Origin of the sequence: Variovorax paradoxus (assembly GCF_902712855.1) — a bacterium.
Taxonomy (GTDB): Bacteria; Pseudomonadota; Gammaproteobacteria; order Burkholderiales; family Burkholderiaceae_C; genus Variovorax; species Variovorax paradoxus_Q.
The window spans coordinates 1,413,104-1,428,134 of the sequence record NZ_LR743508.1 but is presented as its reverse complement, the minus strand read 5'-3'; the positions used below and the strand labels follow the sequence as shown (position 1 = coordinate 1,428,134).

14 protein-coding genes are annotated in these 15,031 nt (G+C 69.5%); 2 read left to right on the top strand and 12 right to left on the bottom strand.

What is annotated here, in order from left to right; translation table 11 throughout:
- Window positions 1-4: 4 nt before the first annotated feature.
- Entirely contained in the window at window positions 5-649 is a 645-nt protein-coding gene (locus AACL56_RS33230) for a carbonic anhydrase (RefSeq protein WP_339094833.1), read from the top strand.
- A 45-nt stretch (window positions 650-694) separates the two neighbouring features.
- Here the strand turns inward: AACL56_RS33230 and AACL56_RS33225 are convergent, their stop codons facing one another.
- The 4 genes from AACL56_RS33225 to AACL56_RS33210 form a co-directional block, all read right to left on the bottom strand.
- On the bottom strand, window positions 695-1,132 hold the full coding sequence (locus tag AACL56_RS33225; protein WP_339094831.1) for a CBS domain-containing protein: 438 nt from the start codon (window positions 1,130-1,132) through the stop codon (window positions 695-697).
- A gap of 45 nt (window positions 1,133-1,177) precedes the next feature.
- On the bottom strand, window positions 1,178-2,233 hold the full coding sequence (locus AACL56_RS33220) for a 2-oxoacid:ferredoxin oxidoreductase subunit beta (RefSeq protein WP_339094829.1): 1,056 nt from the start codon (window positions 2,231-2,233) through the stop codon (window positions 1,178-1,180).
- Entirely contained in the window at window positions 2,230-4,056 is a 1,827-nt protein-coding gene (locus AACL56_RS33215) for a 2-oxoacid:acceptor oxidoreductase subunit alpha (protein WP_339094827.1), read from the bottom strand. The genes AACL56_RS33220 and AACL56_RS33215 overlap by 4 nt, the downstream gene beginning before the upstream one ends.
- Window positions 4,057-4,207: 151 nt before the next feature.
- Window positions 4,208-6,013 (bottom strand): FAD-dependent oxidoreductase, encoded by a 1,806-nt coding sequence (locus AACL56_RS33210; RefSeq protein ID WP_339094825.1) that lies wholly within the window; start codon window positions 6,011-6,013, stop codon window positions 4,208-4,210.
- A gap of 242 nt (window positions 6,014-6,255) precedes the next feature.
- Here AACL56_RS33210 and AACL56_RS33205 point away from each other — a divergent pair, with 242 nt between their 5' ends.
- Complete coding sequence (locus AACL56_RS33205; protein ID WP_339094823.1) at window positions 6,256-8,154, top strand: diguanylate cyclase; 1,899 nt, start codon at window positions 6,256-6,258, stop codon at window positions 8,152-8,154.
- A 33-nt stretch (window positions 8,155-8,187) separates the two neighbouring features.
- On the opposite strand, the gene AACL56_RS33200 is transcribed toward AACL56_RS33205, so the two are convergent.
- The 8 genes from AACL56_RS33200 to AACL56_RS33165 form a co-directional block, all read right to left on the bottom strand.
- A complete protein-coding gene (locus tag AACL56_RS33200; RefSeq protein WP_339094821.1) occupies window positions 8,188-8,943 on the bottom strand; it encodes a hypothetical protein in 756 nt (251 codons plus the stop codon).
- A 162-nt stretch (window positions 8,944-9,105) separates the two neighbouring features.
- A complete protein-coding gene (locus AACL56_RS33195; protein WP_339094819.1) occupies window positions 9,106-9,315 on the bottom strand; it encodes a hypothetical protein in 210 nt (69 codons plus the stop codon).
- A gap of 122 nt (window positions 9,316-9,437) precedes the next feature.
- A complete protein-coding gene (locus tag AACL56_RS33190; protein WP_339094817.1) occupies window positions 9,438-10,226 on the bottom strand; it encodes an SDR family oxidoreductase in 789 nt (262 codons plus the stop codon).
- On the bottom strand, window positions 10,223-10,816 hold the full coding sequence (locus AACL56_RS33185; RefSeq protein WP_339094815.1) for a cysteine hydrolase family protein: 594 nt from the start codon (window positions 10,814-10,816) through the stop codon (window positions 10,223-10,225). The genes AACL56_RS33190 and AACL56_RS33185 overlap by 4 nt, the downstream gene beginning before the upstream one ends.
- The gene (locus tag AACL56_RS33180; RefSeq protein WP_339094813.1) at window positions 10,813-11,301 is read right to left on the bottom strand and encodes an aromatic-ring-hydroxylating dioxygenase subunit beta; all 489 of its coding nucleotides are present in this window, start codon (window positions 11,299-11,301) and stop codon (window positions 10,813-10,815) included. Before AACL56_RS33180 ends, AACL56_RS33185 begins: the two co-directional genes overlap by 4 nt.
- A complete protein-coding gene (locus tag AACL56_RS33175) occupies window positions 11,298-12,602 on the bottom strand; it encodes an aromatic ring-hydroxylating dioxygenase subunit alpha (RefSeq protein ID WP_339094811.1) in 1,305 nt (434 codons plus the stop codon). The genes AACL56_RS33180 and AACL56_RS33175 overlap by 4 nt, the downstream gene beginning before the upstream one ends.
- A gap of 30 nt (window positions 12,603-12,632) precedes the next feature.
- A complete protein-coding gene (locus AACL56_RS33170; RefSeq protein WP_339094809.1) occupies window positions 12,633-13,598 on the bottom strand; it encodes a PDR/VanB family oxidoreductase in 966 nt (321 codons plus the stop codon).
- On the bottom strand, window positions 13,595-14,857 hold the full coding sequence (locus AACL56_RS33165) for a dienelactone hydrolase family protein (RefSeq protein ID WP_339094807.1): 1,263 nt from the start codon (window positions 14,855-14,857) through the stop codon (window positions 13,595-13,597). The genes AACL56_RS33170 and AACL56_RS33165 overlap by 4 nt, the downstream gene beginning before the upstream one ends.
- Window positions 14,858-15,031: the final 174 nt, after the last annotated feature.

The window sequence follows — 15,031 nt, the reverse complement described above, 5'->3', positions numbered from 1 at the left end:
AGCCATGCGAGACATCATTGCCGGCTTCGTGCGCTTCCAGAAGGAAGTGTTTCCCGCTCACAAGGAGCTCTTCAAGGAACTGGCCACGAGCCAGACGCCCACGGCGTTGTTCATCTCTTGTTCCGACAGCCGCATGGTGCCGGAGCTCGTGACACAACGTGAACCGGGCGACCTTTTCGTCATCAGGAATGCGGGCAACATCGTCCCGTCCTTCGGTCCCGAGCCCGGGGGCGTGTCGGCCACCGTCGAGTTCGCGGTCGCCGCCCTGAAGGTGAGCGACATCGTCATCTGCGGGCACTCCGACTGCGGCGCCATGAAGGCGATCGCAACGTGCGCCTGCCTCGACACGATGCCGGCCGTCAAGAGCTGGCTGCGCTACTCGGATGCGGCCCGCATGATCAACGAAGCGCAGCCCCATGCCGACGAGCGCTCGCGCGTGGACGGCATGGTGCGGGCCAACGTCGTGGCCCAGTTGAACAACCTGCGCACGCACCCTTCCGTGTCGCTCGCGCTGGCGCAGGGCGCGCTCACGCTGCACGGGTGGGTCTACGACATCGAAACCGGCTCGATCGAAGCCCTGGACACGGACACGGGCCGCTTCGTGCCGCTGGCGGAGCACCAGTCGGCGAAGGAATCGAACGGCGGCTGATCCGGTCCCGCCCGGCACCGGTCGCCGGCAAGAAAACGCGGCGCGCTACCCCAGCGCGTCGTTCACCTGCTCGCGGAACTCGCTCAGGCTGACCGCTGCGCCGATCTCGCGCGGCAGCGCATCGCGCACCGAGAACACGCCGAGGATCTTCGCGCCCGCCACCAGCGGCAGGTGCCGGAATCCGCGCTCGAGCATCATCGCCACCGCGTCGGACACCAGCGTCTCGGGCGGAATGCAGATCGGGTTGGGCGTCATGGCCTCGCGCACCGGCGTGCGGTCGGGGTCGAGCCCCTTGGCCAGCACGCGGGTCATGAGGTCGCGCTCGGTGAGGATGCCCAGCAGGATGTCGGGCAGCTCCATGACGAGCACGCTGCCGCAGTTGGCGCGCGTCATGACGCAGGCGGCGTCGCGCACGCTGGCCTGCGGGCCCAGGCTGATCACGTGCGTGCGCGAGATCGATTGGAAAACGGTGCGCTCGGCCATGGTGCGCCCTCCTGAAGGAGCGCCAATGGTGCCGCCGACGGCGCCTCAGCGCAAGGAGTCGTTGAGCCTCGCCAGCGCCTTGGCGCCGGGGCACAGCTCGCCGGCGTCCAGCGCATTGAGCGGCCGGTCGCTGGTGTTCAGCGCGGTGTGCAGGTCGGTGGCCAGCGGATCGACGTACAGCAGCCCGGTCACCACCTCGCCCATCTCCTGGTGCCGCTGCATGTAGGCCATCGCGGCGTAGCGGTCGCCGGGGTTGTAGTCGGGGTGCAGGCTGCGCAGGCGCAGCAGCGTGCCGTCGTGCTGGCGCACGTCCACCACCTCGCCCGGTCCCTGATCGATGGTGATCTCGTCGCGGCCGCTGATGAAGTCGATGCGGCTCACCGCCTCGTTGTGCTCGCGCACGTAGTCGTAGCTCTTGGTGCTGCCGGGGTGGTTGTTGAACGCGATGCACGGGCTGATGACGTCGATGAACGCCGAGCCGCCGTGGCTGATCGCCCCCTTGATGAGCGGCACCAGCTGCGCCTTGTTGCCCGAGAACCCGCGCCCCACGTAGCTGGCGCCCAATTGCAGCGCCATCGCGACGAGGTCCACCGGGCTGTCGGTGTTGACCACGCCCTTCTTGCTCTTGGAGCCCTGGTCGGCCGTCGCCGAGAACTGGCCCTTGGTCAGCCCGTAGACGCCGTTGTTCTCCACGATGTAGGCCATGCGCACGCCGCGCCGCATGGCGTGCGCGAACTGGCCCAGGCCGATGGAGGCGGAGTCGCCATCGCCGGAGACGCCCAGGTACAGCAGGTCGCGGTTGGCCAGGTTGGCGCCGGTCAGCACGCTGGGCATGCGCCCGTGGACCGTGTTGAAGCCGTGCGACGCGCCGAGGAAATAGTCGGGCGTCTTCGAGCTGCAGCCGATGCCCGAGAGCTTGGCCACGCGGTGCGGCTCGATGTCGAGCTCCCAGCACGCCTCGATGATGGCGGCGGAGATCGAGTCGTGGCCGCAGCCGGCGCACAGCGTCGAGATCTTGCCCTCGTAGTCGCGCCGCGTGTAGCCCACCTTGTTGGTGGCCAGCGTGGGGTGCCGCAGCCTGGGCTTGGCGAGGTAGGTCATGCCGCTTCCTCCGTCGGATGAACGTGCGCGGCGATCGCCTGCCCGATGAAGCGCGCGGTGATGGGTGTGCCGTCGAAATGCAGCACCCGGATCAGCCGTGCCGGGTCGACGTCCAGCTCGTTGACCAGCAGGCTGCGCATCTGCGCGTCGCGGTTCTGCTCCACCACGAACACCCGCTCGTGCTGCGCAAGAAACTGTGCCACGCTGTCCGGAAACGGAAAGGCCCGCAGCCGCAGCGCATCGAGGTGGATGCCGCGCGCCTCCAGCGCGTCCAGCGCCTCGTGCATCGACGGGCTGGTCGATCCGAAATAGATGACGCCCAGCCCGGTCCTTGCGGCGGCAGGCCGCAGCACCGGCTGCGGCACCAGCGTGGCCGCGGTCGCGAACTTCTTGAGCAGCCGCTCCATGTTGTAGATGTAGTCCGGCCCGCGCTCCGAATACCGGGCGTACGCGTCGCGCGTGGTGCCGCGCGTGAAATAGCTGCCCTTGGTCGGGTGCGTGCCCGGCAGCGTGCGCCAGGGAATGCCGTCGCCGTCCACGTCCTTGTAGCGGCCGAAGTCGCGTCCCGCCTCGAGCTCCTCGGCGCTCATGACCTTGCCGCGGTCGTAGGCCGCGCTGTCGTCCCAGGCAAAGGGCTCGCACAGGCGCTGGTTCATGCCGATGTCCAGGTCGGTCATCAGGAACACGGGCGTCTGCAGCCGGTCGGCCAGGTCCAGCGCCGCGGCCGCCTGCTCGAAGCACTCGTGCGGGTCCTGCGGAAACAGCAGCACGTGCTTGGTGTCGCCGTGCGACGCATAGGCGCAAGCGAGCACGTCGGCCTGCTGCGTGCGCGTGGGCATGCCGGTTGAAGGACCGCCGCGCTGCACGTTGATGAGCGTGATGGGTATCTCCGCGAAGTAGGCCAGCCCGATGAACTCCGCCATCAGCGAGATGCCCGGCCCCGAGGTCGCGGTGAAGGCCCGCGCGCCGTTCCAGCCGGCGCCCACCACCATGCCGATGGAGGCGAGCTCGTCTTCCGCCTGCACGATGGCGAAGCGGTGCTGGCCGGTGGCCGCATCGACACGGAACTTGGTGCAGTACTTCTGGAAGGCCTCGGCCACCGACGACGACGGCGTGATCGGATACCACGCCGCCACGGTGGCACCGCCGTACACGCAGCCCAACGCCGCCGCGCTGTTGCCGTCCACGAAGATGCGCCCGCCCACCCGGTCGGCACGCCGCACCTGCAGGCCGACCGGCTCGTGCAGGTTTTCCCGTGCGAAGTCGCAGCCCAGGTGCAGCGCCTGCACGTTGGAAGCGAGCAGCTTTTCCTTGCCCTTGTACTGTTCGCCGAACAGCTTCTCGACCACTTCCGGCTCGATGCCCAGCAGGATGGCCAGCGCGCCCACGTACACGATGTTCTTGAACAGCTGGCGCTGGCGCGGGTCCTGGTAGACGGCGTTGCAGATCTCGGTGAGCGGCATGCCGATCACGCGGATGTCGTCGCGGAACTTCGACGGCGGCAGCGGCCGCGTGCTGTCGTAGAACAGGTAGCCGCCGGGCGCCAGCTCGGCCACGTCGGCGTCCCAGGTCTGCGGGTTCATCGCCACCATCATGTCGGTGCCGCCGCGACGGCCCAGGTGGCCCTCTTCGGTCACGCGGACCTCGTACCAGGTCGGCAGGCCCTGGATGTTGCTAGGGAAGATGTTGCGCGGGCTCACCGGCACGCCCATGCGAAGGATCGCCTTGGCGAACAGCTCGTTGGCCGAGGCCGATCCCGAGCCGTTGACGTTGGCGAACTTGATGACGAAGTCGTTGACGGCTTCGATCTGCGGGACGTTCATGCGGCCACCTCCGTGCTCGTATGGCTCCCTCTCCCCTTGGGGAGAGGGCGGGGGTGAGGGCCGACGGCGGTGGCAGAGGCGGCGCGCTTGCACAGGCCCCTGCCCTCACCCCAACCCTCTCCCCGAGGGGAGAGGGGGCAAGACGGGGACCTCATGCCGGTACTCCTTGCTCCGCGCCCGCGGGCGTCATCTTCAGCAAGAACTTCTGCATGTCCCATGCCCCCGTAGGGCAGCGCTCGGCGCACAGGCCGCAATGCAGGCACACGTCTTCGTCCTTGACCATCACGCGGCCGGTCTTGAGGCCGCCCGACACATACAGGTCCTGCGCCAGGTTCAGGGCCGGCGCCTTCAGATGGGGCCGCAGCTCGGCCTCGTCGGCGTTGTCGACGAAGTTGATGCAGTCCATCGGGCAGATGTCCACGCAGGCATCGCATTCGATGCACGCGGACTCGGCGAACACGGTCTGCACGTCGCAGTTCAGGCAGCGCTCGGCCTCCTTGAAAGCGGTGGCGGCATCGAAGCCGAGCTCGACCTCGACACGGATGCTGGCCAGCGCGGTCTCGGCCTTGGCCCACGGCACCTTGTAGCGCAGGTCGTTCGAGGTGTCGTTGTCGTAGCTCCACTCGTGGATGCCCATCTTCTGCGACACCAGGTTGGTCATGGGCGCAGGGCGCACATGGACCGGCTCGGCGCGCAGCAGCTTGTCGATCGACACGGCCGCCTCGTGGCCGTGGGCCACCGCCGTGATGATGTTCTTGGGGCCGAAGGCCGCATCGCCGCCGAAGAACACGCGGGGCACCGTGGACTGGAAGGTGTCCTTGTCCAGCGCCGGCAGGCCCCACTTGTCGAAACCGATGCCGCAGTCGCGCTCGATCCAGGGGAACGCGTTTTCCTGGCCGACTGCCACCAGCACCTCGTCGCATTCGAAGTACGCCTCCGGCTCGCCGGTGGGCTCCAGCGTGCGGCGGCCCTGGTCGTCGTAGACGGCGCGGACGATCTCGAAGCGCATGCCCACCAGCTTGCCCTGTTCATGCACGAAGGCCTTGGGCACGTGGAAGTTGATGATCGGAATGCCCTCGTGCTGCGCGTCCTCCTTCTCCCAGGGCGAGGCCTTCATTTCCTCGAAGCCGCTGCGCACGATGACCTTCACGTCGGTGCCGCCGAGGCGGCGCGCCGACCGGCAGCAGTCCATGGCCGTGTTGCCACCGCCCAGGACGATCACGCGCTTGCCGATGCTGTTCACATGGCCGAACGACACCGAGTTCAGCCAGTCGATGCCGATGTGGATGCCGGCCGCGGCCTCCTGCCGGCCGGGCACGTCGAGGTCGCGCCCGCGGGGCGCGCCGCAGCCGACGAAGATCGCGTCCCAGTCCTGCGCCATCAGCGCCTTCATGGAGCCGATGCGCTCGCCGCCGCGGAACTCGACGCCCAGGTCGAGCACGTAGCCCGTTTCCTCGTCGATCACCGACTCGGGCAGCCGGAAGCGCGGTATCTGCGTGCGGATGAAGCCGCCGGCCTTGGCCTCGCCGTCGAACACCGTCACCTCGTAGCCCAGCGGTGCGAGGTCGCGCGCGACGGTGAGCGAGGCAGGTCCCGCACCCACGCAGGCCACGCGCTTGCCGTTCTTCGGCGCCAGGCCGGGCATGCGCGCACGCACGTCCTCCTTCATGTCGGCGGCCACGCGCTTGAGCCGGCAGATGGCCACAGGCTCCGGCGCCGCGGCATTGCTTTCCTCGACCCGACCGCGCCGGCAGGCCGGCTCGCAGGGCCTGTCGCAGGTGCGCCCCAGGATGCCGGGGAACACGTTGGAGGCCCAGTTGATCATGTATGCGTCGCCGTAGCGGCGCTGCGCGATCATGCGTATGTACTCGGGAACGGGAGTGTGCGCCGGGCAGGCGTACTGGCAATCGACGACCTTGTGGAAGTAGGCCGGGTTGGCAATATTCGTTCGCTGCAACGCGTGTCTCCTGGCTGTCGCCTGGAGCCCCGGAGGGGCCGGCGAGTGGCTTTGGCGCGAGTATGCGCCGCTGCGGCGAACGTGAAACCTTGGTGGAATCCCGCACCATGCCCCATGCGCTGCCCCACGCGCCATGCGTGTCCGGCCACCCCTTTGCGCCCCGGTTCGGGCCTCCGGGGGGTGCCCGACGGGCCCCGGCGACAATCGGCGGTTTCCCCCGACCTCCGTTGCTGCGCATCCCGATGATGTTCCGCCTCCTGCTTTCCGTCGCCGAGGGCCTCGGCTTCCTTCGCACCCGCGCCATGCGGCTTGCCTGGCGCGCCTTATCGGCGACCCTGCTGGCCTTGCTCGTCCCTTCCCTTGCTGCGGCGCAGCAGGCCGGCGAGCAGCGGGAGCCGCTGCGCATCGAGCGCCAGGCGGGCGGGCTTCCCGCCGTGCGCCGGCTGCAGGTGTTCGACGACGCCACGCGGTCGCTGACCATCGAGCAGGTGCGCACGCCGCAGCAGGAGGCACGCTTCGCGTACCCCGACGACCCGCTGCGCGGCAGGGAATCCGACCGCGTGCTGTGGTTCAAGCTACAGATGCAGCTGGCCGACCCTGCCGACGCGTCGCGCGAATGGCTGATGCTGGTGCCCACGGTGTCGACGCACGACCTTCGCTTCTACGGCCCCTTCGACGAGAACGGCAGCGCGTTGGCCGAACCGGTCGTCACCGGCATGCGGCATCCGTGGGCCAGCCGGCCGGCCTCGTCCGAGCAGATGGCCTGGCGCTTCAGGCTGCCCGGCCCGGGCACGTACACCGCCTACTTCCGGGTCGAATCGACTTTCGCGCGCATCTACGACGTGAGCGTCTGGGACCCGGCCGACTTCCTGCAGTCGACCCAGGACAAGCGCATGTTCGACGGCCTGACCTACGGGCTCCTGTTCGGGCTGATGGTGTACGGCCTCGTGCTGTTCAAGGTGTTCGGCGAGGCGCTGTACGGCTTCTACATGCTGTCGTGCGCCTGCGGCGTGCTGGCGCTCGGCAGCATCAACGGCCATGCGCTGCGCTATCCGTTCTCGCACTGGCCCGAGGCGGCCGGCTTCGCCTACACCGCGGGGCCGGCGCTGTGGGCCATCTGCAAGCTGCAGTTCGGCAGGCGGCTGCTGCGGCTGCGCCATTTCGCACCGACGCTCGACCGGTTGGTGCAGGCCTTCACGATCGCGCTGGCCCTGGCCATTCCCTATGCCAACTGGGGCGCGTACCCGCTGGTGACCTTCCGGCTGGTGCAGCTCTCGGTGATCGCCTCGACCGTGGTGATGGTGATCGGCGCGCTGATCGCCATGCGCCGGCGCTACTGGCCCGCGGTGCTCTACTTCTTCGGCGTGGCACTGCTGCTGGGCGGCATCGGCGCGATCGTGGTCGCGAGCTGGGGCTGGATCGAATGGGCGCCGAACCAGATGAACATCACGCAGGGTGCGCTGGCGGCCGAGCTGGTCGTGTTCGCCGTGGCGATGGGCTCGCGGCTGCAACTGGTGCTGCGCTCCGAGCAGGCCCTCACCGAACGCACGCAGCAGCTGGTGGAAGCGCTCGGCACCGACGCACTGACCGGCGCGGCCAGCCGTTCCGGCTTCGAGAGCCGCGGCGAGGAATGGCTGGAACAGGAACGCCCGTTCACGCTGATGCTGCTGGACCTCGACGGTTTCAAGGGCGTCAACGACGCGCACGGCCACGCCGCCGGCGACGCGGTGCTGGTCGCGGTCGCGCAGCGCCTGCGCCAGCAGCTGCGCAAGGACGACGTGGTGGCGCGGCTCGGCGGCGACGAATTCGCGGTGCTGGTGCGCGGCACGCCGTCCCGCGAGGTCCTGAGCCTGATGGCGCGCCGCATGATCGAGGCCGGGACCCAGCCGGTCGAGTACGAGGGCCGCAGCGTGTCGGTCGGCATGAGCCTGGGTATCGCCTGCCATCCGGGCGACGGCGACACCCTGCCCCGCCTGCTGCGTTCGGCCGACCGGGCGATGTACCACGGCAAGCAGCAACGCACCGGTCCGTCGTTCACCTTCGCCGCGGACCTCGCCTCGCCCGATGCATCACAGCCCCAGGCCTTGCGGCCGGATGCGCACGGTCCGGGCAGCGGGCAGGCGGCGCTGGAACGCCGCTAGGCAGCTACCTCGGACGGCTTCGCGGGGGCCGGCTCAGCGGGCGTCCCGCTTGCCTTGCGCGTGGCGGTTCTGCGAGCCCGCATGGGCGTGCAGCGCGATGTTCTCCGCACGTTCCTTGAGCGGATTCAGCCGGGCCGCGCGCGGATTGATGTCCAGCGGAGCGGTCACCTGGGGCGCACCGGCCGCAGCGGCGCCCAGCGGCGACAACGCGGCCGGGGCCTTCGACGAATGCTCGGCCACCGGCGGCGCCGCGAGCGACGCCTGCTTGAGTTCCAGCGCGTGCTTGACGGCGGACTTGAGGCTCACGACCTTGGCTTTGGGCTTGCGCGCCTTCTTCGCGGGGGTCGGCGTCGCGGACGCCTTCTTCACCGGCGTCCTGGCTGCGGTCTTCTTCGCCGGCGCCCTGACCGGCGGCTTCACCGGCGCCTTCACCGTGGTTCTGGCTGCGGTCCTGACGGCCGGCTTCAGCTTGACATCGGCCTTCGCGTCCAGCTGCGCCAGCCGCGTCTCGAAACGTTCCAGCACCTCGGTGAACACGGTGGCTTTCTTCTGCGTGCGTTCGTTGTCGCCGCCGGCCGCGGAACGCCGGCTGGCCGGCGCCGAGCGGGTGGCCACCGACTGGCGCCGGTACAGGTCGCGGTATTTGTCGCGCAGGGCGCGCGCCCGCTCCACCTTTGCGCGCAAGCGGGCCGCCGTCAGTTCCTTGATGGGGCCGGCACGGCTCTGGTCGAAGATTGCGAGTTCGGCCGCGGTCAGCAGCCCACGGGCTTGCGTCAAGGTATAGGCCATGGATCGGTCTCCTTCTTTTCGAATGGAAAGAGGAACCACCCTAACGGCTAGCGGCCCGCGCCGATGTGGGACGAGGGCTACGTCTCCTGCGCTGCCTGCGCGCGCCTTGCAGGCTCGTGTGCGCCCACCCTGTTCCGGGCGCGACCCGCCGGGAGCGAAGGGCTATGAACCAGGCGACACCAGATCCCGGCGCAAGGTCCACAGGCAGGCGGCCAGCCGCAGCAGCCGCTCGACCTCGCGGTCGTACAGCTCATGGGTCGGGTCCTGCGCGCCGATGAGCTCGGCGATGTAGTCGAATGCGTCGGCCGGCGTCATGCCCAGCCCGTTGCGAGCCATGTCGATGGACGTGGCCATGACCTCTGTCTTGTTCATGGCCCGATCATGTAGACAGCCGGTCGAAAGCTGAAGTTTCTTTACATTCGGGAGTTGGGTTTGGCCGACACCGCCGGCCTGGCCACCGCCATCGAAGGCCGGCAACGACGTTCGGCCCTTGCCTAGCCGGCGAACCAGTCCCGTGCCGAGCGGCCCTGGTCCGGGCCCAGCATCGAGAAGCCGCCGTCGACCGGAATGTCCGCGCCGGTCACGAAGCGCGCCGCATCGGAACACAGGAACAGCACGACCTGCGCCACGTCGTCGCCGTCGCCCACGCGCCCCAGCGGGTGCATCGGCGCGCCGACGCGGTCGGCCAGGGCGCGGTCGCCGCCGGCCATGCGCGACAGCGCGTCCGACCAGGTCCAGCCCGGCGACACCGAATTCACCCGCACGCCTCGCGGCGCGAGGCTGGCCGCCTGGTTGCGCGTCAGCTGCAGGATCGCCGCCTTGGCCGCCGGGTACAGCGCCCGGCCCGCCGCGCCGAACTTGCCGCCGACGCTGCCCATGTTCACCACCGCGCCGCCGTGCGCCGCCAGCGCGTCGGCGGTCTTCTGCACCAGCATCGCGCCGGAGACGAGGTTGACGTCCAGCGCGGCCAGCCAGTCGGCGCGCGCGGCATCGAGGCCGGCGTCGCCGTAGACGACCGCGTTGTTGACCAGGAAGTCGATGCGCCCTTCGGTGCGCAGCGCCTGGGCCACCATGGCGTCGAGCGCTTCGTCGGAGCCGATGTCGCAGGCCGCAAAGCGGCAGCGCGGCCCGAGCGCGGCCGCAAGCGCCTCTCCGCGCGGCACGTCGATGTCGAGCGCCACCACCTGCGCACCGGCCTGCACGAACGCGCGCACGATGGCGCTGCCGAGCACCGCCGCGGCACCGGTGACGATGGCCACCCTTCCCTTCAGGTCCGGCGTCATTGCGGGCCTCGCATCTGCCGCACCGCGTCGTCGACCTGGATCACGTCCGCCAGCATCGCCAGCGTCTCGAGGCTCGCCGCGTGCAGGTGCGCCTGTGCCGTGCTGCAGGCATCGGCCACCACCGCCACGCGATAGCCGAGGTCGCTTGCATGGCGCGCACCGTGCTCCACCACATGGTTGGTCGCGATGCCGGCCACGTACAGCCGTCGCGCGCCGGTGGCGCTCACCGCCTCCTCGAGCCCGCTGGCCCAGAAGGGGTTGTTGCGCTTGTGGGTGACCACGGCCTCGCCCGGCAGCGGCGCGAGATCGCCGTAGAACCCGGCGCCCCACGAGCCCTCCTGCACCGCACCAGTCTCGGCGACGCGACGGAACAACTGGCAGTTGTCGAGGCAGTCCGCGTAGCCGGGCGCGAACGCGATGCGCACGAAGATCACCGGCACGCCGCTCGCGCGGGCACCCGCGATCAGCCGGCCGGCCGAGGCGATGAGCCGCGGGCGCGCCGGGTCGTCAGCGGCCACGCCCACGCGCACCTTCCCGTCGGCATGCAGCACGTCGTTCTGGTAGTGCATCGCCAGCAGCGCGGCCTTCACATGAACACCTGCAGGGCTTCGTGCGGGGCATCGCAGTTGACGAGATCCACGCGCTTCATCCGGATGCGCAGCATGCCCTCATCACGCTGCAGGGTGTGCAGCACGCTGCCGCCGAAGGTGCGCTGCTCGGTCTTGCGCCATTCCAGCAGCATGAAGCTCGAGCGGACGACGCAGCCGCCGGCATCGTCGCGCGACGCGAGCCCGATGTTGCCCACCACGTGCACCGTGCGCGTCGGCGGCTGCTGCGAGTAGGCGCGGGCCTGCTCGAGCCGCCGGGCGCGCATCGAGCGCAGCAGCGCGTCCTCGCAGAACAGCGAGGCATGGTTGACGTGATCGGTCTGGCCGTGCACCAGCGGCACCCAGTACAGGCCGTCGGGCGTGAAGAGCTGCTGCCACTCGTCCCAGCGGTGCTCGTCGAGCAGGCGCGCCTCGTGGTGCAGGAACTGCGTGATCTCCTGCTGTTCGTTCCAGTCGATGAAGTTCATTCGGCGCTCCCGGCCTGCACGCCCATGTACTTCGCCCAGGCGCCGAACATGTTGCGCGACGGCATCTCGCTGTTGCCGTTGGAAGCGCGGCCGCCGGGCAGCAGCTGGTCGCGGCCCGCGGCGCGGTGCATGCTGACCCAGTCGCCGCCGTCGGAGCCCAGGCCTTCCTGCACCCGGTTGTAGGCCTCCAGGTCGTCGGGCATCACGTTGGACGACGGCGAATTGACGATGTTGGTGTACTTCAGCGTGCGCTGGAACGTGGCCTCCGGTGCGCCCTTCAGCCGGAAGCTGAAGATCTCGACCAGCGTGCGGTCCACCGACAACGGGCGGATCACGCGGATCTGCTGGAACGAGGTGTGCGGGGAGCAGCTCGGATAGACGATGGTGTTGTGCCGGTTCACGCGCAGGATCTCTTCGGCGCGCTTCGCGCCCTTGCTGGCCTCGAGCGAGGCCACGTAGGCCAGGCTCACCGGGTCGGTCGGCGGCACGAAGATGCCCTCCATGAAGCCGTGGCCGTTGTCGTAGCCCTTGAGCTCCAGCTTTTCCCAGAAGTCCAGCGGCTCGCCGTTGCCGTCGACGATCACCACCTCGAAGGGCTTCGGCGTGCCGGCCGGCATGGACTCGTACTCTTCCTTGGCCGCGCGCCACGACGACTCGTGCGTGGCCACCGCGTGGATGGTGTCGTGCAGGTTCTCGAAGAAGATCTTCCAGTTGTTGCGCTGTATCACGCGCTGCACGCCGCCGGCCACCTCCACCTCGCCGTCGGGTGCGCGGTCGCAGAAGTTGTCGAGCGAGGTCGCCACGCCACCCAGGAAGTCCTTGAGCTCCGGGCCTTCCTTCGACAGGCTCGCGAACACGAAGCCGCGGTGCGTAGCCACGCGCGCCACGTTGCGCACGCCGTACTGCGGGTCCTTCAGGTCGAGCGCCGTGTCCTCGTAGCCGCTGCGCAGCGGCACCGACAGCAGGCTGCCGTCGCACTTGAAGGTCCAGCCGTGGTAGAGGCAACGCAGGAACTTGCCGGCGCTGCCGCTGCCCTCGGGCACGATCCTGGCGCCCTTGTGCGGGCAGCGGTTGAACATCACGTGCACGCCACCGTCGGTGTGGCGCACCATCACCACGGGCTCGCGCCCCAGGCGGGTGGTGAAGTAGTCGCCCGGGTTGGGCACCTGGCTTTCGTGGCCGACGTAGAGCCAGGCCTGCCCGAAGACGCGGTCCATCTCCAGCTCGAAGATCTCCGGGTCGGTATAGACGCGCTTGTGCACGCGGTCGGGCTGCACGAGGGCCTGCAGGTCGATGGTCATGGGGTGGGTCTCCTTGGGATCGTGGGTTCGTCAGATGTCGAGCACCAGCACCGGCGTCTTCGCGCGCGACACGCAGGTGCACAGGGTCTTGCCGCCCGCCTTCTCGCGCGGGCTCAGGTTGTGGTCGCGGTGGTCGGGCACGCCCTCGGCCACGTCGACCGCACAGACGCCGCAGTCGCCCTGGCGGCAGTCGTAGAGCGGATCGAGGCCGGCAGCGATGAGCACGTCGAGCAGGCTCTGCTCGGGCCGCACCGTGAGCGTCCTGCCCGAGCGCAGCGTGCGCACCTCGAAGGCCTTGTCTCCGGTCTGCTCGAGCGCACCGGCGAAGAGTTCGAAGTGGACATGGTCGCCGGGCCAGCCGAGTTCGCGGGCGGTGTCGACCACCGCCTGCACCAGGCCGCGCGGGCCGCAGACGTGCAGGTGGCGCCCGGCGGCCGGGGCCGCGAGCAGGGCGCGCAGGTCGATGCCGCGCGATGGATCGCCGCCGTCGTGCACCATCGTGCCGCCGAGCGCACGCACCTCGTGCAGATAGGCGGTGGCCTCCTCGCTGCGCGTGGCATAGACGAACTCGAAGGCCTGCCCTTCGGCCGCCAGCGCCCGCGCCATGCAAAGCAGCGGCGTGATGCCGATGCCTCCCGCGACGAGCAGCGGCGCCACATCGCCCCGGTGCAGTGCGAAGTCGTTGCGCGGCGCATGCGAGGTCAGCACCGCGCCTTCCCTCACATCGTGCATCCACGCCGAGCCGCCCGCGCCCTGCGGCTCGTGCAGCACCGCGATCTCGTAGCAGTCCGCCGCACCGTGCGGCCGCGCCAGCGAATAGGCGCGCTGCCCGGCGTGCCCGTTGGCCTGCATCACCTGCACGCCCAGATGGGCGCCCGGCGCGAACGGCGGCAGCGGCTCGCCGTTCGCACTGCGCAGCACGAAGGCCTTGATGGCCGGCGTGAGCGACGTGACCGATGCCACGACCAGCTCCAGCATGTCCGTCGCAGCGCTCATCCCAGCGGCAGCGCAGGATCGGCGATGGTGAGCGCGTCCGACTTCGCCCAGCGCGCCATCAGCCCGTTCGAAGGCAGCGTCTCGTCGACCAGCTTGCGCGCGGTTTCCGCGCCGGCCACGGGCAGGCCCGCAGGGTCGAGCAGGCCGATCTGCACCAGCACACTGGCCTGGTCCCAGTAGATGTGCTCGTGGTAGAGCTTGTCGCCGCGGAACTTCACGATGGCCACCAGCGGGATCTCCACGGGCTTGCCGGTGGGCGCGATGCCCGGCAGCATCCAGTCGACCTCCACCGTGTGGGTGAAGCAGAACAGCATCTCGTCCACGATCTGCGTTGCGCCCACGGTGCGCGAGATGGGCGTAAGCCGCGTGTCCGGCGGCGTGGTCGGGATGAAGTGGTGCTTGTAGAAGCGCGACAGCTCCCTGGCGCCCACGCCGCCCGTCATGGTCGGGATGTGGTTGACGTAGGGCTCGCCCACCATGGTGGCCATGGTCGCGACCACGTCGCGCGTGGCGAATTCGTACTCGCAGTGCTTGTCCCACAGCGCCGACAGGTCGTAGACCGGCCCGATCGCCTCCTTGAACAGCGCCATGGAGCGCTGGTGCGCCATGAGCGCGGAGGGCTTGTCGAAGTGGTCGCCGCCGGTGCGCGCGAAGGCGTGGTCGACGCCGGGGTACACATACATCTGCGCGCCGGGCTTGCCGGCGAAGGCCTCGAGCACCTGCGTGCGCGCCTCCGGCGGGCAGAACTGGTCGAGTTCGGAGAAGTGAAGCGCGATCGGGCATCCGATCTTCGGCACCAGGTCGAGCGCGCCCTCGATGCCCACGCCGTAGTAGCCCACCGCCGCGTCCACGCCGGAGTGCGCTGCCGCCAGGTAGGCGAGCTTGCCGCCCAGGCAGAAGCCCAGCGCGCCGACCTTGCCGGTGCAGGCCGGGTGCGCGCGCAGCGCCTTCACGCTGGCAGTGACGTCGGCCACGCCGGCATCGACGTCGAACTTCTGGAAGAAGCCGAAGGCGCGCTGCCAGTCCTCGGGCGAATAGCCGAGTTCCACGTTGGGTTCCATGCGCCAGAACAGGTCGGGTGCGAGCACCACGTAGCCTTCTTCGGCGTAGAGGTCGGCCACCTCGCGCACGTAGTCGTTGATGCCGAAGATCTCCTGGCACAGCACGATGCCGGGGCCGCGCCCCGAGGCCGGCAGGGCCAGGTAGCCGCGGAAGCTCTGCGTGCCGTCGCCGGCCGGAATGTCGATGTAGCTGCTCATCGGGTCTCGTCTCTGGAGTGGTGGGGTTCGGCGGCCATTCTGTGGAGCGCCCTGCCTTGCTGTCTGTCCATTTCCTGCAGCCGCTTTCCCTGCACGAAACGGATAGCGGCGTGGCGCGCCGGCCCACAGACTGCGCCCTGCACTTCCGTCCCCACGTTCATCGACCCCCTCCAC

Excerpts from the sequence above, each read along its gene's own strand:
- AACL56_RS33175 (WP_339094811.1), bottom strand. The coding sequence starts at position 12,602 with ATGACCATCGACCTGCAGGCCCTCGTGCAGCCCGACCGCGTGCACAAG.
- AACL56_RS33220 (WP_339094829.1), bottom strand. The coding sequence starts at position 2,233 with ATGACCTACCTCGCCAAGCCCAGGCTGCGGCACCCCACGCTGGCCACC.
- AACL56_RS33225 (WP_339094831.1), bottom strand. The coding sequence starts at position 1,132 with ATGGCCGAGCGCACCGTTTTCCAATCGATCTCGCGCACGCACGTGATC.
- AACL56_RS33230 (WP_339094833.1), top strand. The coding sequence starts at position 5 with ATGCGAGACATCATTGCCGGCTTCGTGCGCTTCCAGAAGGAAGTGTTT.
- AACL56_RS33215 (WP_339094827.1), bottom strand. The coding sequence starts at position 4,056 with ATGAACGTCCCGCAGATCGAAGCCGTCAACGACTTCGTCATCAAGTTC.
- AACL56_RS33165 (WP_339094807.1), bottom strand. The coding sequence starts at position 14,857 with ATGAGCAGCTACATCGACATTCCGGCCGGCGACGGCACGCAGAGCTTC.
- AACL56_RS33200 (WP_339094821.1), bottom strand. The coding sequence starts at position 8,943 with ATGGCCTATACCTTGACGCAAGCCCGTGGGCTGCTGACCGCGGCCGAA.
- AACL56_RS33205 (WP_339094823.1), top strand. The coding sequence starts at position 6,256 with ATGATGTTCCGCCTCCTGCTTTCCGTCGCCGAGGGCCTCGGCTTCCTT.
- AACL56_RS33180 (WP_339094813.1), bottom strand. The coding sequence starts at position 11,301 with ATGAACTTCATCGACTGGAACGAACAGCAGGAGATCACGCAGTTCCTG.
- AACL56_RS33170 (WP_339094809.1), bottom strand. The coding sequence starts at position 13,598 with ATGAGCGCTGCGACGGACATGCTGGAGCTGGTCGTGGCATCGGTCACG.
- AACL56_RS33190 (WP_339094817.1), bottom strand. The coding sequence starts at position 10,226 with ATGACGCCGGACCTGAAGGGAAGGGTGGCCATCGTCACCGGTGCCGCG.
- AACL56_RS33195 (WP_339094819.1), bottom strand. The coding sequence starts at position 9,315 with ATGAACAAGACAGAGGTCATGGCCACGTCCATCGACATGGCTCGCAAC.